Below are 25,214 nucleotides of genomic sequence, written 5' to 3' on the forward strand. Positions count from 1 at the left end.
GCCGCAGCGGTGAGTCGCCTGGTCGGCGGCTAGGCGGCTGTCGGGGATGGTTTTCTCGTTAATAGGGAGCCCGCGGTGAGGAAGAGCGTCCTTTGGCGTACGGCTGTCGCCACCCTGCTGGCCGGTGGGGTGGTGGCGGTGGCCGGATGGGTGGTGTTCCTCTCGCCGGTCCTGGGGGTGCGCGAAGTCGCCGTGATCGGCAACCAGCGGCTGCCCGCCGAGGAAGTCCGCAGGGCCGCCGCAGTACCGCCGGACACCCCGCTGGTCGGGGTGGACACCGACGCCGTCAGGGCCAGGGTGGCCGCGCTGCGGGCGGTCGAGTCGGTCACCGTGGACCGGGAGTGGCCGGGCACGTTGCTGATCTCCGTGGTGGAGCGGATGCCGCTGGTGGCGGTGCCGATCAACGGCAGGACGACGGTCGTGGACCGGTTCGGCGTCGTGCTGGACCTGGTGAACACCACGGACACCGCGGATCCCGCGGGGGCGGTGGATCCGGTGACCTTGCGGCTGCCCGAGCTGAAGACCAACCGGTTCGATCCGGCCGATCCCGGGATCAAGGCCGCGCTGGCCGTGCTCGCCAGCCTGCCGGAGAGCCTGTCCCGGCGGGTGCGGCAGGTGAGCGCCGCGTCCGCGGAAACCGTGACGCTGACGCTCGCCGATGGCCGTACCGTGGTGTGGGGCGGTCCCGAGCGGACCGGGGACAAAGCCAGGATCCTGACCACGCTGCTTCGCGAGAACGCCATGACCTTCGACGTCAGCTCCCCTGACGTGGTAACCGTCAAGTGAGATGGGCGACACGCCGGACGTGCTTGCGGCGCGGTTAGTTGACCCTGGGGGAGGCGCAACCCTACTGTCCGTATCAATCCTCAGGTTGACATAACTCTAAACTTCAACTTGAGGGTGAGGGTTTGAACAGAGCGGGCAGCCGTCCGCGTTGCGACGCGTCGCAATGACAACAGACATATGTAAGCGAGCGGAAAGGCCCCTCGTCGTGGCAGCACCGCAGAACTACCTCGCGGTCATCAAGGTCGTCGGCATCGGCGGCGGCGGAGTGAACGCCGTGAACCGGATGATTGAGGAGGGACTCAAGGGCGTCGAGTTCATCGCCATCAACACCGACGCCCAGGCGCTGCTGATGAGTGACGCCGATGTGAAACTGGACGTGGGGCGTGAGCTCACGCGTGGCCTGGGCGCCGGCGCCAACCCCGAGGTGGGGCGCAAGGCCGCCGAGGATCACCGCGAGGAGATCGAAGAGGTCATCAAGGGCGCCGACATGGTGTTCGTGACGGCCGGGGAGGGCGGCGGCACCGGCACCGGCGGCGCGCCCGTGGTGGCCAACATCGCCAGGTCGCTGGGCGCCCTGACCATAGGGGTGGTGACCCGCCCGTTCAGCTTCGAGGGCAAGCGCCGCGCCATGCAGGCGGAGGCCGGAATAGAGAATCTCCGGGCGGAGGTGGACACCCTCATCGTCATCCCGAACGACCGGCTGCTGTCCATCTCGGACCGCCAGGTGAGCGTGCTGGACGCGTTCAAGGCCGCTGACCAGGTGCTGCTCTCGGGTGTGCAGGGCATCACCGACCTGATCACCACGCCGGGCCTGATCAACCTGGACTTCGCCGACGTGAAGTCGGTCATGTCCGGGGCCGGGTCCGCGCTGATGGGCATCGGCCACGCCCGGGGCGACGACCGCTCGGTGGCCGCCGCCGAGATGGCGGTCTCCAGCCCGCTGCTGGAAGCCAGCATCGACGGCGCGCACGGCGTGCTGCTGTCCATCGCGGGCGGCTCCGACCTGGGCCTGTTCGAGATCAACGAGGCCGCCCAGCTGGTCTCCAGCGCGGCCGCGCCGGACGCCAACATCATCTTCGGCACGGTCATCGACGACGCGCTCGGCGACGAGGTCCGGGTCACGGTGATCGCGGCCGGGTTCGACGAGCCGGTGCCGGAGAAGCCCGCCGTCATGCCGCAGCCGCGCCAGCAGCAGGCCCGCCCCGCCCCCGCCCAGGCCCCGGCCCAGGCCGCCCCGGCGGGCCGGGAGCGTCCCGCGCTGTCGTCCTTCGTGGCGCCGGCCAAGCCCGAGCCCCGCCATGACTCCCGGCAGGAGTCGCGGCCCGACCCGCGGACGGAGCAGCCGCCCGCGCCGGTGCGCCCGCTCACCCCGGCGGTCTCGCCGCCGGTCTCGCCCGTGCAGCCGACGCCGCCGATCACCTCGCCCCCGGCCCAGCCGGGGCCGAACCACCCGGCGGCGCAGCCCCAGGTGGCCTCGGCCGAGCAGGTCGCGCCCGCGGTGCCGTTCGGACGGGAGGGCGAGGCTTCGCGGCCGGACCACCAGGGGGCGTCGGGCACCGGCCCTTTCGCCATCCCGCGGCCGACCGAGCCGCCGACTCCGATCACCTCCAAGCTCACCCAGCCGGTCCCCCGGCGCCCGGTGGTCTTCGAGGAGCAGGAGGAGGAGCTGGACGTGCCGGACTTCCTGAAGTGATCCACGGCACGTGATGGACCCGGATCCCCCCGCCGGGCGCCGTATCGAGCTCGCGGCCGCGCTGGCCGACGTGGAGCGGCGCATCCTGGACGCGTGCCGCGCCACCGGCAGGGCCCGCGAGGAGCTGACGCTGATCGCGGTCACCAAGACGTACCCGGCGGCCGACCTGCGGTTGCTGGCTGAGCTTGGGGTGCGCGATGTGGGGGAGAACCGCGACCAGGAGGCGGCGGTCAAGGCCGCTGAATGCGCGGATCTCCCTCTTACCTGGCATTTCATCGGTCAGGTGCAGACGAACAAGGCCAGATCCATCGTCTCGTACGCGGATCTGATCCACGGCGTGGACCGGAGCCGCCTGGTGGCGGCGCTGAGCCGCGAAGCCGTCCGGGCGGGACGCGAGGTCGGCTGCCTCGTTCAGGTGGCCCTGGACGACCGTCCTGAGCGCGGTGGCGCCCGTCCTGCCGACGTCCCTGCCCTCGCCGCCGCTCTGGCCGAGGCGCCGGGTCTGCGGCTGCGGGGGGTCATGGCGGTGGCCCCGCTGGGATCTGACCCGGATGTCGCTTTCGCCCGTTTGTTCGACGTGGCGCAAGCCGTACAGAAGGAGCATCCTGGGGCGGATGTGATTTCTGCCGGGATGAGTGGCGATCTCGCGCAGGCGATAGCGAAAGGTGCGACACACCTGCGTGTCGGTACGGCGTTGCTCGGCCGCCGGACGCCCTTCGTCAGGTAATGTCCCCCGAGTAAAGGTAGAGGTCGATCAGCGGTTCGCCAGTCGGGGGGTTAGGCTTCCGCCACGGACCTTCAAGGCCCTCGACGGCGCCCGGCACGCTAGGGTGGCCGCAGAGGCACGGTAGACGGAGGACGACGGAGCGATGGCCGGCGCGATGCGCAAGATGGCGGTCTACCTCGGTCTCGTGGAGGACGACGACCGCTACGACAGGTATCGGGACTACGACGCCGACGATTTCGGCGTGGACCCGTATGACGGGCAGGGCGAGGAGTTCGCCGCTGCCGGGACCCACGGGCGCGATGCGGGCGACGACACGCCGGTTCCCGCGCCGAGGCCCTCCACCGCGGTGATCGAGCGCCGAACGACGGATCTGGCGCGGATCACCACCCTGCACCCCCGCACGTACAACGAGGCGCGCACGATCGGGGAGCACTTCCGGGAGGGCACGCCGGTCATCATGAATCTGACCGAAATGGTTGACAGCGACGCGAAACGTCTAGTCGATTTTGCGGCAGGTCTGGTTTTTGGGCTACACGGCAGCATTGAACGTGTTACCAACAAGGTGTTCCTGTTGTCCCCTGCCAATGTTGAGGTGACCGCGGAGGACAAGGCTCGGATCGCGGAACGCGGCTTCTTCAACCAGAGCTAGAGTTCCTTGTATGGACAGTGAAAAGCTGAGCGGTGCCCACGGGGACCGGAGGCGGCGAACCTGGCAGCGGGCCAGGACGGAGGCGGGGCGCGACCGTGGGGATCGTTAGTGGTGTCTTGGTCTTCGTCCTGTCCCTCTACCTGGTCCTGCTGATCGGCAGGATGATCTTCGAGACGGTGCAGGCGTTCGCCCGGGCCTGGCGGCCCCGAGGGCCGGTTCTGGTCCTCGCCGAGGCCACTTACACGGCCACGGATCCACCCCTCAAATTCCTCCGCCGTTTCATTCCTCCCCTGAGGTTGGGTACGGTGGCCTTTGACCTAAGCTTCACAGTGCTGTTCATTGTGGTCTTGGTCTTGATCCAAGTCGTGTCCGCGTTTGGTCGAGGATAGGTCACTTCTCTCCGGACAGACTCCAAGCGCGCCAAGGAGACCCAAATGCCGCTGACGCCCGCTGATGTGCGGAACAAGCAGTTCAGTACGACCCGGCTGAGGCCGGGCTACGACGAGGAAGAGGTGGACGCCTTCCTCGACGAGGTCGAGGCCGAACTCGACCGCCTCATCCAGGAGAACGAGGAGCTCCGCGCCAAGCTGGCCGAGTGCCTGCGGGGCAAGGTCCCCGGCGGCATGGCCGGGGGGATGGCGGGAGGCATGGCCGGCGGCATGATGGGCGGCGGCATGCAGATGGCTCCCGCGCCCGTCGCCGAGCCCAAGCCGGAGATGATGGTTCCGCAGCCGGAGCCGATGCGCCAGCCCGAGCCGGTGCGTCCCGAGCCCGTCCCCGTCGGCATGGGCCTGCCGCCCGCCGAGGACAACATGGACACCGCGGCTCGGGTGCTGGCCCTGGCCCAGCAGACCGCCGACCAGGCCATCGCGGACGCCCGCCGGGAGGCGGACGAGACCGTGACCCGGGCCCGCCGCGAGGCCGACGAGGTGCTGGGCAAGGCGCGCCGCCAGGCCGAGCAGATCATCGGCGACGCCCGTGCCCGCGCCGAGACGCTGGAACGTGACGCTCAGGAGCGGCACCGCCAGGCGATGGGGTCGCTGGTGCAGACCAGGGACGAGCTGGAGCGCAAGGTCGAGGAGCTGCGCAGCTTCGAGCGGGAGTACCGCAGCCGCCTCAAGCTGTACCTGGAGAACCAGCTCGCCGAGCTGAACGTCTCCGCCGAGGGCAGCGGTGGCTTCCCGATCGTGCAGGGTCAGGTGTCAGGTGCGCAGCAGATGGCGCACGCCATCGCGCCCGGCGGCCAGCAGATGCCCGCGCCGAACCCGTTCGGCGGCGACCCGCAGCACTCGGGCGCGTTCCAGAACCCCGAGGGCCCGCACGGCGACCGCCGGTAACCTTCCGCGTGGAAGTGTTGTCCGGGTCAGGTGTCCGGTAGGCGTCTGGTCACGCGTTCGGTAGTTCGGAGATCCCCCCAGTGATCCTTGTCAGTGCCGCCCTGGTGCTCGCCGCGATCGTCCTGCTGATCGCGGGCGTCGTCCTGGCGAAGCCGTTCCTCGTGATGTGGTCGATCGTGGTCAGCGTGCTGTCCGCGGTCTGCCTGCTGATCGGGGCGTTGCTCAGGCGGCACGAGCTGTTCCCGGCCGGCGGGCGGTCTCCGGCCGCCACCCCCCAGCCGATGCCCCAGCCCATGCCCCAACTGCCGCAGGGGTTACCGCAGCACGCGCAGCAGCCGATGACGCAGGCCTCCCCCCAGATGGCGCACTCCGCCGCCTACAGCGGGGGGCCGACGCAGCAGATGGCGAACCCGATGATGGCCGCACCCGTGCCAGGACCGGTGGCGGCCCCTGTGCCTCCCGCGCCATCGATGGCGACCCAGCAGGTTCCCTTCCCGGGAGCGGCCGGTCAGGAGCCGCCGGAACGGCGGCCACGTCCCCCGATGCCCCGGTCCCTGCCGGGCGGTGGTCTCGGGCCCGACTCGATCGTGCTGGTCATCCCGGGCCGGAAACGGTTCCACCTGCCCAACTGCCGTCAGCTGGCCGATCGCGAGATCGAAGAGCTGACCCTGGAGGAGGCCCGCGAGGAGGGCTTCACGCCGTGCACCGCCTGCGTCGCCGAGAGCGCCGCCCCCGGGCAGCCGGGAGAGCCGGCCGAGACCGCACCCGGGCGCGCCGGGTCCGCGTCTCCCGCGGCCCCCACCGGCTCCGCCACGAGCATGGACGCTCCCACGGTCTCCGCGTCGATGCCCCGGCCCGAAACGCATCAGCCCGGAGCACCTCGTTCAGAAACGCCCCGGTCTGACGCACCCCGGTCTGACGCGCCCTGGCCAGAATCGCCCCGGTCTGAAAAGCCACGACCTGAAACACCACGGTCTGAAACGACACGGTCTGAAACGACACGGTCTGAAACGGTCAACCCGACGGTGTCCGTCCCCGTGCCTCCGGCCTCTGTGCCGCCCGTGGTTCCGGTGCCTTCGTTCCCCTCGGTGCCGCCCGCCTCGTCTGAATGGTCCGCCTTCTCGCGTCCGTCGCCGACCAAGGCGCCGACTTCGCCCGCGCCCGACCCCGAGCCCAGCAAGCCCGAGCCGGTGGTCGCCGAATCCGCGGCGGTCAAGGACGAGAAGCCGCGCCCCTTCGACTCGACGGTCGAGGCCACCCGGCCGGTCACGGCCAAGGACGACGGCGCCAAGGATGACGGCGAGGACGCCACCCCGGAGAAGGCACCCGAGCGGGCGGACGGCGAGATCGTCCACGTGCTGGTCGGAACCCGGCGGTATCACCGTGCGGAGTGCTCGCTCGTCGGCGACGACAGCGCCGACATCGAGACCATGACCAAGACCAAGGCCGAAGAAGCCGGTCTGACCCCCTGCTCGGCCTGCGCCGAGAGGTAATAGCCGAACAGCCAAAGGTATCGGTGAAACCTCCTTGTCGTTCATCCCTTGGTGGCTCCGGCGGTCAGACCGGCGACGATCCACCGCTGGAGCAGCGTGTACGCGATGAGGATCGGCACGACCGCGATGAGGATCCCTGCGGCCAGGCCGGTGTTGTTGTTGGAGAACTGGCCCTGGAAGTTGAGCAGCCCGACGGGAAGAGTCTTGTTCTCATCGGAGTTCAGCAGGATCAGGGCGAACAGGAACTCGTTCCACGTGGCCACGGCGTCCAGGATCAACACGGTGACCAGGGCGGGCGCCGACAGCGGCAGCACGACCCGCCAGAAGATCCGCCAGTCACCGGCGCCGTCCACCCGCGCCGCCTCGACGATCTCGTTGGGGATCTGCCGGAAGAACGAGTGCAGGACGAGGACCTCGAACGGGATGCCGAAGGCGAGGTAGGGGCCGATCAGGCCGATGACGCTGTCGGTCGCGCCGACGCTCCGCATCATGATGAACACCGGCACGATCGTGATGTAGATCGGGATCGTCAGCCCGAGGAAGACCCCGAACATCACACTCCGGCGGAACTTCATCCGCAGCTTCGCCAGGGCGAAGCCGAGCATCGCCGAGATCAGCACGCCGAGCGGTACCTTGAGGATCAGCAGCAGCCCGCTGTTGCCGTAGGTGGTGGCGAAGTTGCCGATGCCCCAGGCATCGGCGAAGTTCTCCCAGGTGAACGCGGACGGCCAGGACATCGGGCCGTTGCCGACGAAGTCCGCCAGCGGCCGCAGCGCCGTCACGATGAGCAGGGCCAGCGGCGAGATCCAGAAGACGGCCGCCGCGCTGATCACGATGGTCAGGACGAGGCCGCCCTTGCCCTTCTTCTCGGCGGGAGGCCGCGCGGAGGCGGCGGCCGGCGTCCTGGTGGCTGGGGCGATCGAGGTCATCGCGCGTGCTCCCTGGTCTGAGAGCGCACGTACGGAATCCCCACCGCTATGGCCACCAGGGTGATCACGACGGCGATGGCCGTGCCGTATCCGGCTTGGTAGTACTGGAAGACGTTGGCGTACATCCAGGTCCCCATCACTTGGGTGGCGGTGCCAGGACCTCCGTAGGTCATGGCGTAGACCAGGTCGAAGACCTTGAAGGAGTCGATCAGGGACAGCGCCAGCACGATGTAGTGCGTCGGGCGCAGACCGGGCATGGTGACATGCCAGAACTGCTCCCAGCGGGTCGCCCCGTCGACTCTCGCCGCCTCGTAGAGGTCTTTGGGAATTCCTTGCAGAGCGGCCAGGTAGAGCAACATCGGAAAGCCCGTCCGCAGCCACACCGCCGGCACCATCACCGCCCACAGCGCGGTGGAGTCCTGGCCGAGCCACGGCTGGGCCAGGCCGTCCAGGCCGATGAGCCGCAGGAAGGAGTTGATGGCGCCGAGGTCGGGGTTGTAGAGCCAGCCCCAGATGGAGGCGATCGAGACCAGCGGCAGCACGCCCGGCGCGTAGAAGATCAAGCGCAGCACGGGCTTGCCGCGGGCCTTGCCGTTCAGCAGCAGCGCCAGGGCCAGGCCGATCGTCACCGGGAAGACGATCGTCACCACCGACCAGATGAGATTGTTCTTGCCCGCCGTCAGCACCACCGGGTCGCTGAGCATCCGCGTGTAGTTGTCCAGGCCGACGACATTGTAGGCCGGGCTGAGGCCGTCCCAGTCGGTGAAGCTGAACCACAGCGACGACAGGGCCGGGTAGACGAGGAAGGCGACGTAGACCGCCAGCGCGGGAAGCGCGAAGAGCCAGGGCCGCCATCCGCCGTGCTGCCGGTGGCGCCGTATGCCGTGCTGGCCGGCACGCCCGGGGGTCAGAATGGTCATGAACGGCCTCGTGTCAGTTACGGGCCCAGGCGGAGATGATCTCCTGCATCTTCTTGGCCGCCGCGGCCGGCGCCACCTTGCCCTGCAGCAGGTCGCTTTGCACGCTGAAGTACTGGTCGGACTGCTGCTTGGGGAAGGCCTGATCCTGGATGGTGTAGAAGGGGCTCTCGCCGTGCTTCTGGCCCCACTCCGCCGACAGCGGCAGTTGCCCGGCGTCGGGCTCCGCGCCCTTGACGGTGGAGGAGGTGATCTGCATGGCCTTCTGGCTGTCCGGCTTCATCAGGAAGTCGATCAGTGCCGCCGCCTTGTCCTTGTTGCCCGACCTGGCGTTGATCATGTACCCCTCGACGAACCCGGAGTGCCGGGCGGGAGAATGGCCGGTCGGCAACTGGAAGCTGCCGAACTGCGCGGGGTCCTTCTTGGCCGCCAGGATGTCGGCCTCGGTCCAGTTACCTTCGATGCCGTAGGCGGCCTTGCCCTGCACGTACGCGCGGCTGACGTCGGCGGGATCGAGGCCCAGCGCGCCCTCGGGCAGCCACTTGTTGTCCTGCCACTTCTTGAACAGCGTGAACGCCTCGACGACCTCGGGCCGATCCCAGCTCTCCTGTCCCGCCAGCAGCTTGTCGTGCAGCGTGGGACCCGCGGTGTGCTCCAGCAGGTACTCGAACAGCCGCATGATGTGCCAGCCGTACTTGCCGCCCAGCCCGCACGGCGTCACGCCGGCAGCCACCAGCCGTTCGTTCATCTGCTCGAGTTCGGCGTATGTCGTGGGCGGGGCGTCGACCCCTGCCTTGGCCAGCAGCTCCTTGTTGTACCAGGCGCCCACGCCGCGCAGGACGAACGGGACACCCGCCTTGACGCCATCGAACGTCATGCCCTGGATGGCCGCGGCGTTGATGGAGGAGTCCCAGCCGTACTTCTGGTAGTACGGCGCGAGGTCGGCGGCCTGCTTCGCCTTGGCGAACGGCGCGCCGAGCTGGCCACCCCAGATACGCCAGACATCGGGACCGGCCCCGCCGAGCAGCTCGGTGCGCAGTTTGTCGGGGAACTGGGCCGCACCCGAGCCCGGCAGGCTGTTGACCGTGGTCGTGGTGCCGTTCTGCTGGTCGAACTTCTGGATCTGCGCCTTCAGCATGCCGATGGTGGTGTCGTCCTCGTAGGTGAACAGGCGCAGCTTGTTCGAGGCCGGCGCCGTGCTCGCGCCGCCGCTGCCGGAGGTGCCGGTGCAGGCGCTGACGGCGAGTCCGACGGCCGTGACGGACGACAGCGCGAGGAATCCCCGACGGGTGAATGAACTGCCGGTCATGTCGATCTCCTTGGTCGGCGGGGCAGGTGGCTCCTCATGTGGAGCGCGCGTCAGGCGTGGCCGCGGCCGAAGGCCCGGATCTTGGCGAACATGTCTTCCAGCAGGAAGCGCACGTCGACTTCCTCACAAACCCGGATCGGGTGGTTGGAGCCGGGCTGGTAGGAGCCGTCGGCGCCGAAGCGGGGCGCGGGTGTCACGCGCAGGTTGCCGCTCTGGGGGAAGAGCATCAGCGCGACAGCCGGGGAGTCGCCCAGCGAGCGGGACTCGATGGGCGACGGGTGGTAGGCGGCGTTCCACTCGTGCAGTTGCTTGATCAGGTAGCGGCCCAGCGGGCCGGCGTCACCGATCTTCTCCTGCAGCTCGGCATAGCTCACCGACACCTTGGTGTAGACGTCGCGGGGCACCTGCCACACGGTGATCCCCGAGTCGAACACCACGTTGGCGGCGTGGATGTCGTTGGAGAGGTTGAACTCGACTTCCGTGCCCTCGTCGTAGCCGCGGTATCCGGAGCCGCCGATCCAGATCACAACCACCGGCCGCCGGACGAGCTCAGGGTCCAGCAGGACGGCGGCGGCCATGTCGGTCAACGGCCCGAGGAAGGCCACGTGGAGCGGGTCGTCCTCGCTCGCCAGCATCGACTCCTCGATGATCAGCCGAGCGCCCGGCGAGTCCACCGGGGTCCGCTCGTCCGGCAGTGCCGTCGGCGCGCCGTCGGCGACGGGGACGGTCAGCCCGAGCAGGTCGAGCAAGAGGTCGATCTCCTGGCGGGACTCCTGCATGCTGCGCTGCGATCGCCGGGTACCGAAATGGGCCGGGATCAGGCCTCGCAGGTCGAAACTGGGTGACAGCAATGCGTGGACGATGGCGAACTGGTCATCGGCTTCGTTCTTGGCATCGGTATTGATGATCACTCTGCGCTGGCGCAAGAAGCCTCCAGGTGCATAATTATGCGATACTGAATAATCTGTGCCCGTAGATTGGCCGATCCGTGAAGTGCTGTCAATAACTTCATGAAACGTTCGCCTGTGAGGGGGTGCTTCTCGCGCGCACCACGAGGGCTTCGCGGCCGAGCCGGCCAGAGGCGGCATTCCGGCTGCACGAGGAGCGAACGTCCAGGCTCCGGGCCTGGTCGGCACGGCTGAGATCCGCCAGAGCCTGATCACCGACGCGGCCATGCAGTCGGTGGCCGAGGAGTGGCAAGCATGCGGCCATCCGCGCTGCGATCACTGGCGGCTGGGTCAACGTCATCATCACCGACGTCGTGACGGCCAACGCGCTACTCGACGAGGATCAGCTAGTGCCGTAAGGACCACGTGTCCTGGCTGACTTGATGAGCCCCGGCCTTTGCTTGATCACGTATCGACGGCCGTCGCTGCCTCATATCTATTCAGTATTGACACGAAACCGGATCGCCGACCACCCTGTGAGCGCACAGACATTCGTGTGTGACTAGAAATTCACATCATCTTCACTGGAGAGTCTCGGCATGAGAAGAACGACGGCAGCGTGGGCTCTTACGCCACGCCCCGGGCACTCCCTCAGGCGGCGGCGGGTCATCCGCACCATCGGCTTAGCTGGAGCGCTCGGTGCCCTGGCGGTCGGCGGCCTGGCGCCGGCCCATGCGCAGACCATCGGCAGCATGCACGCGGCCGGCGCACCGATGGCGGCCGCTGGTGAGGTAGCGGCTCTCGCCACGGCTTCGAATCCAGCGGCGACCAAGACAACCCGGGTGGTCGTGACCACGGACGGTGAGGGCGACGACCAGGCCTCCATGCACCGACTGCTGCTCTACGGGAACGACCTGGACATCGCGGCGATCGTCAGCTCCTCCTCCAGATGGCACTGGGCCGGCGACCCGACGGCCAATCCGCCCATCCCGGCCAGACGGTGGTCCGGCACTGCCTGGATTCCCCAGTTGATCGACGGCGGCTACCGCCAGGTGTACCCGAACCTGATCAAGCAGGATGCGCGATACCCCAGCGCTGACGCCCTGCTGAAGATCGTCAAGGACGGGAACGTCACCGCTGAAGGCGAGATGGCGAAGGACACGCCGGGCTCTCTGCTCGTCAAGAGCATCTTGCTGGACAACGATCCTCGGCAAGTGAGTCTGGAGGCGTGGGGCGGCACCAACACCATCGCAGCGGCGCTTCGATCCATCGAGGATCAGTACGCGAATACGCCGCAGTGGGCCTCCGTCTACAAGAAGATCGTCGCGAAGGCGAACCTGTACATCATTCAGGACCAGGACTCGACCTACAAGAACTACGTCACGGTCAAGTGGCCGGACCTGAAGACGGTCATGAACCGGGATGAGTTCGAGGCGTTCGCCTATCGCTGGGAGGGCACGCCGGAACCGATCATCAACGTGTTCCGGAAGGCCTTCGTCAGTCAGTACCTGACCCAGGGCCCGTACATGGCCAGTTACCCCGTCGCCGCCACTGGTGACTGGTTCTCTGAGGGCGACTCGCCGGCGTTGCTGCACGCGATCCCGACCGGGCTGGGGAACTTCTCCGACCCCACCTACGGTGGCTGGGGCGGACGGTTCGTCCAGATCAATAAGAACCTGTGGGCGGACGACCCGCGGTACTTGGACGTCGACCAAGACCGCGCCAACGACAGCAGCTTGTACGGCTTGACGAAGAGCACCACTCGTGGCCTGTTCACCGTCACCCTGACCGCTGCCGCGCCGGCAGGGACCAGCACCATCACCCTCTCCGACAACAAGAGCGCCCACACCTCGGGCATCTGGCGGGTGTCGCAAATCTTCCCCGGGAACGTAGTTACCGTCGGGGTTGGGCCGGCCACCGAGCAGCGCACCATCGTGGCCGCCCAGACCACCACTGCTCCGTACACCATCACCCTGGACCAGCCGCTCACGTCGAACCACGCTGTCGGTGACGTCGTGGTCAACTACAGCAGCCCCCATTGGGCCCAGGCGCGCTGGGACGAGGCGATCCAGCACGACTTCGCGGCTCGCGCTGCCTGGACCACCGCGCGTTCTTACTCAGCGGCGAACCACGCACCGGTCGTCAGCATCCGCCACACCAAGATCTCCGCGAAGCCTGGGCAGCGGGTGCTCCTTACCGGCACCGCGAAGGATCCAGACCGCAACGCGCTGACCTACCAGTGGTGGGACTACCCCGAGGCCGGCACCTACAAGGGTGGCGAGGTCGCCGTCGAAAGTTCTCCGGGGCTGCCTGGCGCGGCATCCTTCGTGGTGCCGAAGGACGCCAAGAAGGGCGACACCATTCACATCATTCTGCAGGTGAGTGACGATGCTCCACTGAGCCTGACCAGCTACGCCCGTGGGGTCGTGACCGTCGAGTAGCAGTGCAACGGCTTCAACCAGGGCTCTGAATCCGGCAAGGCAAGAAGCGAGTAGACAGAAGAGGTCCGCTGCCGTCTCGCGACGGTACCGGACCTCTTCTGATCAGACCTTGCGCAGCTGGAAGCTGAGCCCCAGATCGGCGTCCTGGTGCACCACCAGGCCGGTGTCCAGGTCGGCTTCGGCGAACGAGGTCGCCAGCACCTCCTCGGCCACCGTGCCGCCCCCGCCGCGCAGCGCCTCGGCGAGCTCGTCGGAACCCGCCGCCCAGCGCAGCTCGATCCGGTCGGTGATGGCCAGCCCGCTGGCCTTGCGCGCCTCCTGGACCAGCCGGATGACCTCCCGGACCAGCCCGGCCCTGCGCAGCTCGGGTGTGATCGCCAGGTCCAGCGCCACCGTCTCGCCGGTCCCGGTGTCGACCGCGCCGGTCTCCACCGCCCAGCCCGACTTGGGCTGCTCGGTGACGATCACGTCGTCCGGCCCGACGGTCACCGCGCCGAGCTCTCCGGCGTCGAGGGTGGCGGCCGTACCGGCCCTGAGGGTCTGGGCGAGGGCCGCCGGGTCGGCGGCGGTGACGGCGGCGGCGACCAGCTTGGTCTGGGAGCCGAACCGTTTGCCCAGCGCCCGGAAGTTGGGCTTGACGGTGAACGTCACCAGATCAGCGGAAAAACCGGACATGTCCTCCAAGGCCAGCACGTTCAGCTCGTCCGCGATCAGGTCGCGCAGCTCGCCGGTGAGCCCGGGCCAGCCCGGCGCGCCGACCAGCGCGCGGCCGAGCGGCTGGCGGGTCTTGACCGAGGAGGACGCGCGGGCCGAGCGGCCCAGCTCGACCAAGCGGCGGACCAGGGCCATCTGCTCGGACAGGGCTGGGTCTACCAGCTCGGCCTTCACCTGCGGCCAGGTGGCCAGGTGCACCGAGGAGGGCGCATCCTGGCCGCGCAGCACGTCCCACACGTAGTCGGTGGTGAACGGCACCAGGGGGGCCATCAGCCGGGTGACCGTCTCCAGGCACTCGTACAGGGTGGCGAAAGCGGCCGGTTCGCCGGTCCAGAAGCGGCGGCGAGAGCGCCGGACATACCAGTTGGACAGATCGTCCAGGAACTCCGTGATCCGGCGTCCGGCGCGGGCCGTGTCGAAGACGTCCAGGGCGGCCGTGACCTCGGCCACCGTGCGCTGGAGCTCGGCCAGGGCCCAGCGGTCGATGAGCGGGCACTCGCCGTCGTGGGTCTGCCCGGGCTGCCAGCCGGAGGCGTTGGCGTACAGGGTGAAGAAGGAGGCCGTGTTCCAGTAGGTCAGCAGGACCTTCCTGACGATCTCCTCCAGTGGGCCGTGGCCGATCCGCCGGGGCGACCAGGGCGAGCCGGAGGTGGCCATGTACCAGCGCAGCGCGTCCGCGCCGTGCTCGTCCATGAGCGGCATCGGCTGGAGCACGTTGCCCAGGTGCTTGCTCATCTTGCGGCCGTCCTCGGCCAGGATCAGGCCCAGGCAGAGCACGTTCTCGTAGGCGGAGCGGTCGAAGACGAGCGCCCCCACGGTCATCATCGAGTAGAACCAGCCGCGGGTCTGGTCGATGGCCTCGCAGATGAACTGGCCCGGGTAGGAGGCCTCGAAGACCTCCTTGTTGACGTGCGGGGCGCCCCACTGGGCGAAGGGCATCGCGCCGGAGTCGTACCAGACGTCGATCACGTCGGGCACCCGGCGGGCCTCGCCGCCGCAGTCGGCGCACGCGAACGTGACGTCGTCCACGAACGGGCGGTGCGGGTCCAGCGCGGACAGGTCCTGGCCCGCCAGGGCGCCCAGGTCGGCGAGGGAGCCGACGCAGGTGACGTGGTCCTCCTCGCAGACCCACAGCGGGAGCGGGGTGCCCCAGTAACGGGAGCGGGACAGCGCCCAGTCGACGTTGTTGCGCAGCCACTCGCCGTACCGGCCGTGCTTGATGGTCTCGGGGAACCAGTTGGTGCGCTCGTTCTCGGCGAGCAGCAGGTCCTTGATCTGGGTGGTCCTGATGTACCAGGAGGGGAGGGCGTAGTAGAGCAGCGGGGTGTGGCAGCGCCAGCAGTGCGGGTAGCTGTGGTCGAAGTGGCTGCCCCGGAAGAGCAGGCCGCGGGCGCGCAGGTCCGCGGTGAGGCCCTCGTCGGCGTCCTTGAAGAACTCGCCGCCGACCTGGGGGACGTCGGGCAGGAACCGGCCGTCGGGGCCGATCGGGTTGACCACGGGCAGGCCGTACCGCTTGCAGACGGTCATGTCGTCGGCGCCGAACGCGGGAGCCTGGTGCACCAGGCCGGTGCCGTCCTCGACGGTGACGTAGTCGCCGAGCACGACGAAGTGCGCGCCGGGGATGTCGACCAGCTCGAACGGCCGCTGGTACGGCGTGTGCTCCAGCTCGGCGCCGGAGAAGCTCTCCCTGGCCGTCCAGCCCTCGCCGAGGGCGGCGGCGAGCAGCGGCTCGGCCACGATGACCGGGCGCTCGCCGTCCTTCTCGGCCACCACGTACGTCACGTCCGGGTGCACCGCCACCGCCGTGTTGGACACCAGGGTCCACGGCGTGGTCGTCCAGATGAGCAGGTCCACGCCCGCGAAACGCCCCGCCGTGACCGGCATGCGCACGTACACCGACGGGCTGGACACGGTCTCGTAGCCGCCGGGCTGGCCCAGCTCGTGGTCGGACAGGCCGGTGCCGCACCGCGGGCAGTACGGCGTGATCCGGAAGTCCCGGAACAGCAGCCCCTTGTCCCAGATGACCTTGAGCGACCACCAGACGGCCTCCACGTACGCGGGGTCCATCGTGCGGTAGGCCTGGGACATGTCCACCCAGTAGCCCATGCGCTCGGTCATCTCTTCGAACGCGTCCACATGCCGGAGCACCGATTCGCGGCATTTGGCGTTGAACTCCGCGATGCCGTACGCCTCGATCTCGGGCTTGCCGGACAGGCCGAGCTCCTTCTCGACGGCCACCTCGACGGGCAGGCCGTGGCAGTCCCAGCCCGCCTTGCGGGGGACGTGGAAGCCGCGCATGGACTTGTACCGGGGAAACACGTCCTTGAACACGCGCGCCTCGACGTGGTGCACGCCGGGCATGCCGTTGGCGGTCGGGGGGCCCTCGTAGAAGACCCAGGAAGGGCCGCCGGCGTTCTGCTCCAGCGACCGCTCGAAGACCTTGCCGTCGCGCCATCGCTCCAGCACCTCGTGTTCGAGGGCCGGCAGGTCCACCTGCGCGGGTAGCGAGCGGAAAGAGTGGGAAGACACCGGACCTCCACGCTGATTCGACAGGGCGTGGAGGGACGAAGCCACGCTTGGCTCCGCGGTACCACCCTCCTTGGCCGCCCTCGCGGGGGCCCACTCATTCAGGTCGCGGCCGGGTCTAATAAGCGTCTACCAGAGGTAAAGCCGTTCTTCCGGCGGCTCCGGGCTGATCTTCCCCCCGCGGCTCGCCCCGGGCTCGCACCGTCCCCGGGTCGCTCGTGCGAGTGGGTGCGGAGGTACTCGTCCCATCAACGCCTTGCAGACCTCACGATAACGCAGCGGAGGGCGTCAGGCTTCCCGGTTTCATTCTGGTAGTTCCAGCGGAACACGGGACGGGGTGTTGTTGTTCAGGATGTACCTGGCATAGGGGGATGAGCATTCCGAGCCTGGTACGGATGGCGTAAATGCATCGGCGAGTCGATTGCCGCGCTCCAATCCGGCACCTATGCTGCCCGGACTGCTTGATCACTGTTCATGGGGAGGCCACATGGCGACGCGCGCGGCGAAGAGCGCCATCACGGGGAACGCCGTCACGGAGGGCTCTGTCACGGAGAATTCTGTCACTACTACCGATATCTGGTCCGCCGGCGAGCTCGCCGAGGTGCGCGAGCGACTGCTGGCGGAAATTGACGAACTGCACACCGAGATCCTGCGGGCCGAGACCGAGCTCGCGGCCGGGAACGCCAGCGAGGGCGCGGGCGACGATCCGGCCGACGCCGGGGCCAAGACCTATGAGCGCGAACGTGAGATCGCCCTTACCCTGAATGCGCGCGATGTGCTCGCGCAGAACGAGCGGGCGATCGCCCGTATCGACGCAGGGACGTATGGAGTGTGCGAATCGTGCCAACGGCCGATCGGCAAGGAACGCCTGCAGGCGTTCCCGAGGGCGACGCTGTGCGTGGCGTGCAAGCAGCGGGAGGAACGCCGCTGACCGCCGCCGCCGGGGGAGTACGGGCACGGCGGATCGGGTTGCTCGCCGCCGTGGCCGTGCTCATTTACGTGTTCGATCTGGTGACTAAGTACCTGGTGGTCGAATACCTGGAGAAAGACCCTCCGGTCGTGGTCGTGCCGGACGTGCTCGTGATCAATGTGATCAGGAATTCGGGGGCCGCGTTCAGCATCGGCACCGGGATGACCATCATTTTCACGATCATCGCCACGGCCGTGGTGATCGCGATCATTCGCACCGCGCGGCAGCTGCGCAGCATGCCGTGGGGGATCACGCTCGGGCTGCTGCTCGGCGGCGCGTTCGGGAACCTGACCGACCGCATCTTCCGGGCCCCCGCCCCGTTCCAGGGGCACGTGGTGGACTTCATGCAGGTCTTCCCCGCGACCGGGTTCCCGATCTTCAATGTGGCCGATTCGGCGATCGTGTGCGGCGGGATCCTGGCGGTCTTCCTGGCCTGGCGGGGCTACCAGATCGACGGCACGCGGGAGACGGGGGCCGAGAAGGATGGGTGACCTGCGCAGCCTGCCGGTGCCGGACGGGCTCGAGGGCGAACGCCTCGACGCCGCGCTGGCCCGCCTGTTCGGCTTCTCCCGGACCAGGGCCGCCGAGCTGATCGCGTCCGGGGACGTGCTCGTGGACGGCTCGACCCCCGCCAAGTCGGACCGCGTCCGCGGCGGAGCCTGGCTGGACGTCACCATCCCGCCGCCGCCCGCCGCGCCCATGCCGGTCGCCGAACCCGTCCCCGGCATGACGATCCTGTACGAGGACGACGACATCGTGGTCGTCAACAAGCCGATCGGCGTGGCCGCCCACCCCAGCGTCGGCTGGACCGGCCCGACCGTGATCGGCGGGCTGCTCGGGGCCGGGCACCGGGTGTCCACCAGCGGCGCGGCCGAGCGCCAGGGCATCGTGCACCGGCTGGATGCCAACACCACCGGCGCGATGGTGGTGGCCAAGAGCGAGCGGGCGTACACGGCGCTGAAGCGCGCGTTCAAGGAGCGCACGGTCGACAAGCGGTATCACGCGCTGGTGCAGGGCCACATGGATCCGCTCCGCGGCACCGTGGACGCCCCCATCGACCGGCACCCGTCCGGGGACGGCCGCTGGGCGGTGGTCGCCGGGGGCAAGGACTCGATCACCCACTACGACACGATCGAGGCGTTCCGCGCGGCCTCCCTGCTGGACATCAAGCTGGAAACCGGCCGCACCCACCAGATCCGCGTGCACATGTCCGCGCTCCGCCACCCCTGCGTCGGCGACCTGCAGTACGGCGCCGACCCGACCCTGGCGGCCCGCCTCGGCGTCACCCGCCAGTGGCTGCACGCGGTATCCCTGGCCTTCGACCACCCGGCCACCGGCGAGTGGGTCTCCTTCACGACCGATTACCCGGCCGACCTCGCCGAGGCGCTCGACCGCGCCGACGACTCCTGATCACATCCCCAGCAGGCGGGTCGCGGCGGTCACCACCGCCGCCGCGATCAGGATCACCAGGAAGGGCGCTCTGAGCAGCAGCGCGACCACGGCCGCCGCCATGCCCGCCAGGCGCGCGCCGTCCAGGTGCAGGTCCTGGCCGTGCCCGAAGGTCTGTACGGCGATCAGCGCCGCCAGCAGCCCGACCGGGACCAGCCTGGCGAAACGCCGTACGCCGGGGTGGTCGAGGACCCGGCGGGGGGCGGCCAGGCCCGCGAGCTTGAGCAGGTAGCAGCCCAGGCAGGTGACGGCGATCGCCCACCAGACGGTCATTCCGCAGCCGCCCTCTCCGGGGTTCCAGGGGTTTCGGGGGTGAGCATCACGACCAGGGCCGCCACCGCGGCCAGCAGGACAGGGACACCGGGCGCGGTGAACGGGGTCGCGAGCAGCGCGATGGCGGCGCCTCCGGCGGCGATCATACGCAACTGGGCGGTCTCTTGTTGGGAGGTGTTCGCGTCGCCGCGCAGCCGGGGCCAGAGCAGGGCCAGGAAGGTGGCGGGGCCGACCGCGTCCAGGCCGAAGACGGCGGGGTCGCTGACCTGGGACGCGCCGAACGCGCCGAGCAGCGTGGTCAGGTTCCAGCACAGGTAGATCGCGCCGAAAGTGGTGTAGAAGCCCGCGCGGGCGGCGGCCGGGGTGGGCTGGGCGAACGCGACGGCGGAGCTCTCGTCGATGACGCCCTGGGCGGTGACCAGGGTGCGCAGCGGGCCACGGGTCCCGCCGAGGACCACGGCCAGCCGCAGGCCGTAGAAGCTGTTCCTGGCGCCGAGCAGGAGCGCGCCCGCCGCTCCGGCCACCAGACCGCCACCGGCGCCCACCACGCCCGCGAGGGCGAACTGGGAGGCGCCGGTGAAGGCGAACAGGCTGAGCGCGCACGCCTGGGCCACGGTGAGCCCCGCCGTGATCGCGGCCGCCCCGAAGGCCACCCCGGAGACCCCGACCGCGACTCCGACACCGAGCCCGTCCCTGATCGCGGCCCTGCGCTGCTGCCGCTCCGTGTCATGCATGTCGGCAATATTAGGACCTGACAGGGGTGGGCTTTGCCGGGGTTTTGCCCGGTACGTGGCCACGGCAACTCAGCCGTGTTCGACCTGATCCTGAGCTCGTTTTCAGGAAAGTCACGTACAAACCAACGTATGGACGCATCCCTTCCCGCCAAGGTCCTGGTCGTCGATGACGAGCCGAGCATTCGTGATCTCCTGTCCGAGGCGCTGGAGCTGAACGGGTTCACCGTCCGGACCGTCTCGTGCGGGCGCGCGGCGCTTCAGGAGGTCGGGAGAGACAGGCCTGACATCGTGGTGCTCGACGTGATGCTGCCCGACATCGACGGCTTCTCGGTGGCGCGCCGGCTGCGGGAGGCCCGGTGCGGCCCGCCGGTCCTGTTCCTGACCGCGAAGGACGCGGTCGGCGACCGGATCGCCGGGCTGACCGCCGGTGGTGACGACTACGTCACCAAGCCTTTCAGCCTGGAGGAGGTGGTGCTGCGGCTGCGGGCGATCCTGCGCCGCATCCGGCCGCAGGAGGAGTGGTTCGACGACGACGGGGTGGTGCGGTACGCGGACCTGGAGCTCGACGAGGAGGCGCACGCGGTGCGGCGGGCGGGGCGGGCGATCCGGTTGTCGCCTACGGAGTTCGCGTTGCTGCGCTATCTGATGATCAATGCTGACCGGGTGGTCAGCAGGACGCAGATTCTGGAGCGGGTGTGGGATCACGGGTTCGACACCGACAGCCGGATCGTCGAGTCCTACATCAGCTACCTCCGGCGCAAGATCGACACCGGCGGGCCGCCGCTGATCCACACCCTGCGCGGGGTCGGCTACCGCCTGTCCCTGACGCCGTGAAGCGTCCCTGGCCGCTGCGTCTGCGGTTGCTGGCGGCGTTGCTGAGCCTGTCGGCGCTGGGGCTGGCGGTCTTCGCCGTGTCCGGTGTGCTGGTGCTGGAGCGGTCATTGCTGGCGCGTGCCGACACCCAGCTGCGCGACTTCGCCGTGAGCGTCGCCCTGCGTCCGCCACCACGGGCCGCGCAGCCGCCGCCACCGGCGAACCTGGAGCTGCCGAGCCAGTTCCGGGTCGCCTTCTACTCCCCGTCCGGTGTGCTGGAACGTCGGATGCCCGCGGCGTCAGGCGACGAATCGGTCGTCCCCGCCGAGGCCGTCGCCCGGGCGTCGCACCAGCCGTTCACCGTGGGGGACTGGCGGGTGGTGGTCGAGCGGCTGCCGTCGGGCGGGCGGGTGGCGGTCGCGATGTCGCTGGAGTCCAGCCAGGTGACCGTGCGGCAGCTGCTGGTCATCGAGACGGTCGCCGGGGTCGTGGTGCTGACGTTGCTCGGCGCGCTGGCCTGGGTGGTGGTACGGCTCGGGCTGCGGCCGCTGACCAGGATGGAGCGGACCGCCGAGGCGATCGCGGCCGGTGACATCGACCGCCGGGTGGCCGACGCCGACACGCGCACGGAGGCCGGCCGGCTCGGCGGGGCGCTGAACACGATGCTGGAGCGCCTGGCCTCGGCGCTGCGGGCCAGGGAGCAGTCGGAACGGCGGCTGCGGCATTTCGTCGCGGACGCCTCCCACGAGCTGCGCACTCCGCTGACCTCGATCCGGGGCTTCGCCGAGCTCTACCACCACGGGCAGCAGGCCCGCGATCCGGTGGCCGAGCGGCTGCTCGGCCGGATCGAGAACGAGGCCCGGCGCATGGGGGTGCTCGTGGAGGACATGCTGTTGCTCGCCCGGCTGGACCGGGAGCCGGTGCTGGAGCAGGGCACGGTCGACCTGCGGGTCCTGGCCGGTGACGTGGTGCACGCCGCCCGCGCCCGCGACCCCGGACGGCCGATCGCGCTGGAGGTGCCGGCCGACCCGGTCACCGTGCTCGGCGACGAACACCGGCTGCACCAGGTGATCGGCAACCTGGTCGGCAACGCGGTCACCCACACCACCGGCAGGGTATCCGTCGAGGTCGCCCGGCCCGACCCGGGCACGGCGCTGGTGGCGGTACGTGACCAGGGCGAGGGCATCGACCCCGCGCACCTGCCGCACGTCTTCGACCGCTTCTACCGTGCCGACCCCGGCCGGTCGCGCGCCTACGGCGGCACCGGTCTTGGCCTGGCCATCGCCGCCGCACTGGTCGAGGCGCACCAGGGCCGGATCGAGGTGACCAGCACCCCCGGCGAGGGGACCACGTTCAAGGTCGCCCTGCCGTTCATCTCTGGTTCGTGCTGAGTTCACACATTGTTCCCAGGTTCGTTCTGTCAGATATGCGCATGCTGCAACGACTCCGCACCCCTGTGGACGACGCCGGGCACCGCCTGCGCGCACCGAGCACGCTGCACGCCTTCAACCGCTACGAGATCAAGTACCTGATCGACGTCGATCAGGTCGAGAGCCTGCGGCAGGAGATGGAACGCCGCCTAGACCGGGACCAGCACTGCCCCGACGAGGGCTACAACATCTGGAGCGTCTACTACGACACCCGTCGGCTGCGCTTCTACTGGGAGAAGATCGAGGGCCTGAAGTTCCGCCGCAAGCTGCGCATCCGCCACTACGGCGACCGCTTCGCCGCCACCGGCGACACCCCGGTCTTCGTCGAGATCAAGCAGCGCGTCAACCGGGTCACCCAGAAGCGCCGGGTCCGCCTGCCCTACGCCGACGCGCTCGGCCTGTGCGACGGCCGGCGCATGGTCGGCCACGAGCCCGGCCAGCGGGCCTTCCTGGAGGAGGTCCTCGACCTGGTGTCCCGCCTCGACCTGCACGCCACCGCGATGACCGGCTACACCCGCCACGCCTATATGGGGCGCGACGCCGACGTCGGTCTGCGGGTCACCTTCGACCAGCGCGTCCGGGGCCGGGACCGCGACTTCCAGCTGGGCGCCCAGGCGGAGAACCGGCTCATCGTGCCGGCCCGCAAGGCGATCCTCGAAGTGAAGGTCAACGAGCGGGTGCCGTACTGGTTCACCGATCTCGCCGCCGCCAGGAACCTGCAGGTCGTGCGGGTGTCCAAGTACTGCCAGAGCGTGGAGGCCTACGGGCTGGCGCCGCGCTCGATCTTCCATCTGCCCGCTCACTCGGAGGCATGACCCCATGGACTTCACCTTCCAGGATCTGTCCGGCACGTTCAGCGTGGCCGACATCGCCATCGCCATGAGCCTGTCGTTCGTGCTGAGCGCGATGATCGGCTGGATCTACCGGGCGACGCACCGCAACGTCTCCTACAGCCAGTCCTACGTGCAGACGCTGGTCATCCTCGGCATGCTCATCTCGCTGATCATGCTGGTCGTCGGCTCGAACATCGCCCGCGCGTTCGCCCTGGTCGGGGCGTTGTCGGTGGTGCGCTTCCGCAACGCGATCAAGGAGACCCGCGACGTCGGCTTCATCTTCCTGGTGATGGGCGTCGGCATGGCCGTCGGCACCCGCTTCTACCTGCTGGCCATCGTGGCCGCCGTGGCCATCTCGCTGATCATCGTGATCATGCACCGGTTCAACTGGTTCCAGCTCAACACCCGCCGCCAGGTGGTCAAGGTGCAGGTGCCCTCCGACGACGACTACACCCTCGTCATCCAGGACGTCCTGATCCAGCACACCGACGAGTTCGAGCTGGTCAGCATGGAGTCCATCCGCGGCGGGGCGCTGCTGGAGCTGATGTACACGGTCAAGATCAAGAAGGGGCACGAGCCGGCGGACGTGATCACCGCCCTGCGCGCGCGCAACCACGGCCAGCCGGTCACGGTCCTGACCGGCTACGACCAGACCGACCTGTGATCGCCATGGCCCGCCTGAGGCATCGCATCCCGGTCAGCCTCCGCCAGAACTGGAAGCTGGTCGTCGCGTGCGGGGTGTTCCTCGCGGTGTGCGCCGGAGTCTTCGGCAGCGGGACGATCCGTCCGTACGTGACCAGCGCCCGCGCCGCCTCCGGTGCGACGGTCGTCACCGACCTGGCCGGCGGCAAGGAACTGTTCGACCCCTCCGCCGCCCACGAGGTGAGGCTGACCTTCACCGACCAGGCGTACGAGGACATGCTGAGCGAGTACTTCAAGAGCGGCGATAAGACCTACGTCGAAGCCGACCTGGTCATCGACGGCACCACGATCCCCAGCGTGGGCGTGCGGCTCAAGGGCAACTCGACGCTGTCGGGCCTGACCTGGAAGGGCGAGTCCCGGCAAGGAGGCCGCGGCGGACCGGGCGGCGGCCAGCGCCCGGAGGGACTTCCCGAGGGTTTCCAGCCCCCGGACGGTTTCCAGCCGCCTGACGGTTTTGAGCTGCCTGAGGGTGCCGAGCTGCCTGAGGGTGCCGAGTTGCCAGACGGTGCCGGGATGGCGGAAGGCGGGGCTGGTTTCGGCGGGTTCGGACGGGCGTCGCTGAAGGCCGAGGAACCGGAGAACCTGCCCTGGCTGGTCAGCTTCGACGAGTTCGTCGAGGGCCGCCGCTATCAGGGGCACAGCCAGATCGCCGTGCGACCGGTGTCGATGGGCTCCGCGACACTCCTCAAGGAGTCACTGGCGATCTCCATGGTCGGCGCGTCCGGTGAGCCCTCCCAGGGGTACGCCTACAGTTCCTTCACGGTCAACGGCCGTTCCTCGGCGCCCCGGCTGCTGGTGGAGTATCTCGACGAGGGATACGCAGAAGAGCTGGGTGACGGGGTGCTGTACAAGTCCCTGGCGACCTCGACCTTCTCGTACAAGGGAGAGGACCAGACCGCCTACACCGACGACTTCAAGCAGGTCAACGCCAAGGGCGAGCAGGACCTTCAGCCGGTGATCGATCTGGTCAAGTGGGTGGAGCAGGCCTCGGACGAGGAGTTCGCCTCCGGTCTGGCCGCCCGGCTCGACGTGGAGTCCTTCGCGCGCTACCTCGCGCTGCAGAACATGTTGCTGAACTTCGACGACATGGCGGGCCCTGGCCGTAACTACTACCTGTGGTACGACCTGAGCGGCAAGAAGTTCAAAGTCATCAACTGGGACCTCAACCTCGCCTTCAGCGGCGACGCGAGCGCGGGCCCGGACGACGCCCTGAGCATGGGCGGATTCGGCCGACAGCAGCCTGAGGGGCAGGCCGGTCAGCAGCCTGAGGGGCAGGCCGGTCAGCGGCCCGGTGGCGGTGGCATGCGCATGGGGCACGCGCTGAAGGACCGCTTTCTCGAGACGGCCGCCTTCAAGGAGGTCTACCAGGAGCAGTACCGGAAGCTTTACCAGGATCTTCTGGCCAGCGGGAAGGCGGAGACTCTCCTGGACCAGGCGGTGGCGTCCTACCAGGCGAACCAGGGCGCCGACGCCGCCGAGGCCCAGAAGGAGGCCACCACGCTGCGCACGACGCTCGCCACCCGTGCCGAAGCGCTGGGCGAGGCGTTCGCGGAGCAGGGAAGCTGATCAGCCTACCCAGGTCCGGTCCGCGAGCCGGAGGTC

23 protein-coding genes are annotated in these 25,214 nt (G+C 69.0%); 16 read left to right on the forward strand and 7 right to left on the reverse strand.

The annotated features are described in order from the left end of the window. The first annotated feature begins 75 nt into the window (after nucleotides 1-75). The 7 genes from Aple_RS03160 (at nucleotide 76) to Aple_RS03190 (ending at nucleotide 6,685) form a co-directional block, all read left to right on the forward strand. Nucleotides 76-786, forward strand: a complete 711-nt coding sequence (locus Aple_RS03160) for a cell division protein FtsQ/DivIB (protein WP_155342922.1) — start codon at nucleotides 76-78, stop codon at nucleotides 784-786. A 205-nt stretch (nucleotides 787-991) separates the two neighbouring features. Continuing rightward, nucleotides 992-2,479 (forward strand): cell division protein FtsZ, encoded by a 1,488-nt coding sequence (gene ftsZ, locus Aple_RS03165; RefSeq protein ID WP_155342923.1) that lies wholly within the window; start codon nucleotides 992-994, stop codon nucleotides 2,477-2,479. Nucleotides 2,480-2,492: 13 nt separating this feature from the next. Continuing rightward, nucleotides 2,493-3,206 (forward strand): YggS family pyridoxal phosphate-dependent enzyme, encoded by a 714-nt coding sequence (locus tag Aple_RS03170; protein ID WP_155342924.1) that lies wholly within the window; start codon nucleotides 2,493-2,495, stop codon nucleotides 3,204-3,206. Between the two features lie 142 nt (nucleotides 3,207-3,348). Beyond that, complete coding sequence (locus tag Aple_RS03175) at nucleotides 3,349-3,855, forward strand: cell division protein SepF (protein WP_155342925.1); 507 nt, start codon at nucleotides 3,349-3,351, stop codon at nucleotides 3,853-3,855. Nucleotides 3,856-3,950: 95 nt separating this feature from the next. Next, nucleotides 3,951-4,244 (forward strand): YggT family protein, encoded by a 294-nt coding sequence (locus Aple_RS03180; protein WP_155342926.1) that lies wholly within the window; start codon nucleotides 3,951-3,953, stop codon nucleotides 4,242-4,244. A 45-nt stretch (nucleotides 4,245-4,289) separates the two neighbouring features. Continuing rightward, nucleotides 4,290-5,192, forward strand: coding sequence for a DivIVA domain-containing protein (locus Aple_RS03185; RefSeq protein WP_155342927.1), 903 nt, complete (start codon nucleotides 4,290-4,292; stop codon nucleotides 5,190-5,192). Nucleotides 5,193-5,272: 80 nt separating this feature from the next. Beyond that, on the forward strand, nucleotides 5,273-6,685 hold the full coding sequence (locus tag Aple_RS03190) for a hypothetical protein (protein WP_155342928.1): 1,413 nt from the start codon (nucleotides 5,273-5,275) through the stop codon (nucleotides 6,683-6,685). Nucleotides 6,686-6,726: 41 nt separating this feature from the next. Here Aple_RS03190 and Aple_RS03195 read toward each other — a convergent pair whose 3' ends face one another. Genes Aple_RS03195 through Aple_RS03210 form a run of 4 tightly spaced genes read right to left on the reverse strand, consistent with a single transcriptional unit; the run spans nucleotide 6,727 to nucleotide 10,766 of the window. Next, the gene (locus Aple_RS03195; RefSeq protein ID WP_155342929.1) at nucleotides 6,727-7,614 is read right to left on the reverse strand and encodes a carbohydrate ABC transporter permease; all 888 of its coding nucleotides are present in this window, start codon (nucleotides 7,612-7,614) and stop codon (nucleotides 6,727-6,729) included. Continuing rightward, entirely contained in the window at nucleotides 7,611-8,534 is a 924-nt protein-coding gene (locus tag Aple_RS03200; RefSeq protein WP_155342930.1) for a carbohydrate ABC transporter permease, read from the reverse strand. The genes Aple_RS03195 and Aple_RS03200 overlap by 4 nt, the downstream gene beginning before the upstream one ends. A 13-nt stretch (nucleotides 8,535-8,547) precedes the next feature. Continuing rightward, nucleotides 8,548-9,840, reverse strand: a complete 1,293-nt coding sequence (locus Aple_RS03205) for an ABC transporter substrate-binding protein (protein ID WP_155342931.1) — start codon at nucleotides 9,838-9,840, stop codon at nucleotides 8,548-8,550. Nucleotides 9,841-9,890: 50 nt separating this feature from the next. After that, nucleotides 9,891-10,766 (reverse strand): nucleoside hydrolase, encoded by an 876-nt coding sequence (locus Aple_RS03210; protein ID WP_218038094.1) that lies wholly within the window; start codon nucleotides 10,764-10,766, stop codon nucleotides 9,891-9,893. 560 nt (nucleotides 10,767-11,326) lie between these two features. On the opposite strand from Aple_RS03210, the gene Aple_RS03220 reads away from it, so the two are divergent. Further along, nucleotides 11,327-13,168: a DUF1593 domain-containing protein gene (locus tag Aple_RS03220; protein WP_155342933.1), complete on the forward strand. Its 1,842-nt coding sequence runs from the start codon at nucleotides 11,327-11,329 to the stop codon at nucleotides 13,166-13,168. A 102-nt stretch (nucleotides 13,169-13,270) separates the two neighbouring features. Here Aple_RS03220 and ileS read toward each other — a convergent pair whose 3' ends face one another. Continuing rightward, nucleotides 13,271-16,411, reverse strand: a complete 3,141-nt coding sequence (gene ileS / locus Aple_RS03225) for an isoleucine--tRNA ligase (protein ID WP_155342934.1) — start codon at nucleotides 16,409-16,411, stop codon at nucleotides 13,271-13,273. 484 nt (nucleotides 16,412-16,895) lie between these two features. On the opposite strand from ileS, the gene Aple_RS03230 reads away from it, so the two are divergent. From Aple_RS03230 to Aple_RS03240, 3 genes are read left to right on the forward strand one after another with little or no spacing between them, the layout of a single operon-like run. Beyond that, nucleotides 16,896-17,339: a TraR/DksA family transcriptional regulator gene (locus tag Aple_RS03230; protein ID WP_174889779.1), complete on the forward strand. Its 444-nt coding sequence runs from the start codon at nucleotides 16,896-16,898 to the stop codon at nucleotides 17,337-17,339. Beyond that, on the forward strand, nucleotides 17,312-17,869 hold the full coding sequence (gene lspA, locus Aple_RS03235; protein WP_174889780.1) for a signal peptidase II: 558 nt from the start codon (nucleotides 17,312-17,314) through the stop codon (nucleotides 17,867-17,869). Before Aple_RS03230 ends, lspA begins: the two co-directional genes overlap by 28 nt. Then, complete coding sequence (locus Aple_RS03240) at nucleotides 17,862-18,788, forward strand: RluA family pseudouridine synthase (RefSeq protein ID WP_155342936.1); 927 nt, start codon at nucleotides 17,862-17,864, stop codon at nucleotides 18,786-18,788. The genes lspA and Aple_RS03240 overlap by 8 nt, the downstream gene beginning before the upstream one ends. Here Aple_RS03240 and Aple_RS03245 read toward each other — a convergent pair whose 3' ends face one another. Both Aple_RS03245 and Aple_RS03250 read right to left on the reverse strand, forming a co-directional pair. After that, entirely contained in the window at nucleotides 18,789-19,100 is a 312-nt protein-coding gene (locus Aple_RS03245) for an AzlD domain-containing protein (protein WP_155342937.1), read from the reverse strand. It abuts the gene before it with no gap. Beyond that, nucleotides 19,097-19,834, reverse strand: a complete 738-nt coding sequence (locus Aple_RS03250) for an AzlC family ABC transporter permease (protein WP_155342938.1) — start codon at nucleotides 19,832-19,834, stop codon at nucleotides 19,097-19,099. The genes Aple_RS03245 and Aple_RS03250 overlap by 4 nt, the downstream gene beginning before the upstream one ends. A gap of 129 nt (nucleotides 19,835-19,963) precedes the next feature. On the opposite strand from Aple_RS03250, the gene Aple_RS03255 reads away from it, so the two are divergent. The 5 genes from Aple_RS03255 to Aple_RS03275 are packed head-to-tail and all read left to right on the forward strand — an operon-like array spanning nucleotide 19,964 to nucleotide 25,178. Then, complete coding sequence (locus Aple_RS03255) at nucleotides 19,964-20,668, forward strand: response regulator transcription factor (protein WP_155342939.1); 705 nt, start codon at nucleotides 19,964-19,966, stop codon at nucleotides 20,666-20,668. Continuing rightward, nucleotides 20,665-22,038 carry a sensor histidine kinase gene (locus Aple_RS03260; protein WP_155342940.1) on the forward strand — a complete coding sequence of 458 codons (1,374 nt, stop codon included), beginning with the start codon at nucleotides 20,665-20,667 and terminating at the stop codon, nucleotides 22,036-22,038. The genes Aple_RS03255 and Aple_RS03260 overlap by 4 nt, the downstream gene beginning before the upstream one ends. Before the next feature lie 41 nt (nucleotides 22,039-22,079). Beyond that, the gene (locus Aple_RS03265; RefSeq protein ID WP_155342941.1) at nucleotides 22,080-22,892 is read left to right on the forward strand and encodes a polyphosphate polymerase domain-containing protein; all 813 of its coding nucleotides are present in this window, start codon (nucleotides 22,080-22,082) and stop codon (nucleotides 22,890-22,892) included. 4 nt (nucleotides 22,893-22,896) lie between these two features. Continuing rightward, nucleotides 22,897-23,574, forward strand: a complete 678-nt coding sequence (locus tag Aple_RS03270) for a DUF4956 domain-containing protein (RefSeq protein ID WP_155342942.1) — start codon at nucleotides 22,897-22,899, stop codon at nucleotides 23,572-23,574. Between the two features lie 5 nt (nucleotides 23,575-23,579). Next, complete coding sequence (locus Aple_RS03275) at nucleotides 23,580-25,178, forward strand: CotH kinase family protein (protein WP_155342943.1); 1,599 nt, start codon at nucleotides 23,580-23,582, stop codon at nucleotides 25,176-25,178. Nucleotides 25,179-25,214: the final 36 nt, after the last annotated feature.

Origin of the sequence: Acrocarpospora pleiomorpha (assembly GCF_009687885.1) — a bacterium.
Classification (GTDB): domain Bacteria; phylum Actinomycetota; class Actinomycetes; order Streptosporangiales; family Streptosporangiaceae; genus Acrocarpospora; species Acrocarpospora pleiomorpha.

Coding starts and splice junctions, on each gene's coding strand:
- Aple_RS03170 (WP_155342924.1), top strand. CDS start 2,493: ATGGACCCGGATCCCCCCGCCGGGCGCCGTATCGAGCTCGCGGCCGCG.
- Aple_RS03175 (WP_155342925.1), top strand. CDS start 3,349: ATGGCCGGCGCGATGCGCAAGATGGCGGTCTACCTCGGTCTCGTGGAG.
- Aple_RS03185 (WP_155342927.1), top strand. CDS start 4,290: ATGCCGCTGACGCCCGCTGATGTGCGGAACAAGCAGTTCAGTACGACC.
- Aple_RS03195 (WP_155342929.1), bottom strand. CDS start 7,614: ATGACCTCGATCGCCCCAGCCACCAGGACGCCGGCCGCCGCCTCCGCG.
- Aple_RS03200 (WP_155342930.1), bottom strand. CDS start 8,534: ATGACCATTCTGACCCCCGGGCGTGCCGGCCAGCACGGCATACGGCGC.
- Aple_RS03205 (WP_155342931.1), bottom strand. CDS start 9,840: ATGACCGGCAGTTCATTCACCCGTCGGGGATTCCTCGCGCTGTCGTCC.
- Aple_RS03220 (WP_155342933.1), top strand. CDS start 11,327: ATGAGAAGAACGACGGCAGCGTGGGCTCTTACGCCACGCCCCGGGCAC.
- Aple_RS03230 (WP_174889779.1), top strand. CDS start 16,896: ATGGCGACGCGCGCGGCGAAGAGCGCCATCACGGGGAACGCCGTCACG.
- Aple_RS03240 (WP_155342936.1), top strand. CDS start 17,862: ATGGGTGACCTGCGCAGCCTGCCGGTGCCGGACGGGCTCGAGGGCGAA.
- Aple_RS03245 (WP_155342937.1), bottom strand. CDS start 19,100: ATGACCGTCTGGTGGGCGATCGCCGTCACCTGCCTGGGCTGCTACCTG.
- Aple_RS03250 (WP_155342938.1), bottom strand. CDS start 19,834: ATGCATGACACGGAGCGGCAGCAGCGCAGGGCCGCGATCAGGGACGGG.
- Aple_RS03255 (WP_155342939.1), top strand. CDS start 19,964: ATGGACGCATCCCTTCCCGCCAAGGTCCTGGTCGTCGATGACGAGCCG.
- Aple_RS03265 (WP_155342941.1), top strand. CDS start 22,080: ATGCTGCAACGACTCCGCACCCCTGTGGACGACGCCGGGCACCGCCTG.
- Aple_RS03270 (WP_155342942.1), top strand. CDS start 22,897: ATGGACTTCACCTTCCAGGATCTGTCCGGCACGTTCAGCGTGGCCGAC.
- Aple_RS03275 (WP_155342943.1), top strand. CDS start 23,580: ATGGCCCGCCTGAGGCATCGCATCCCGGTCAGCCTCCGCCAGAACTGG.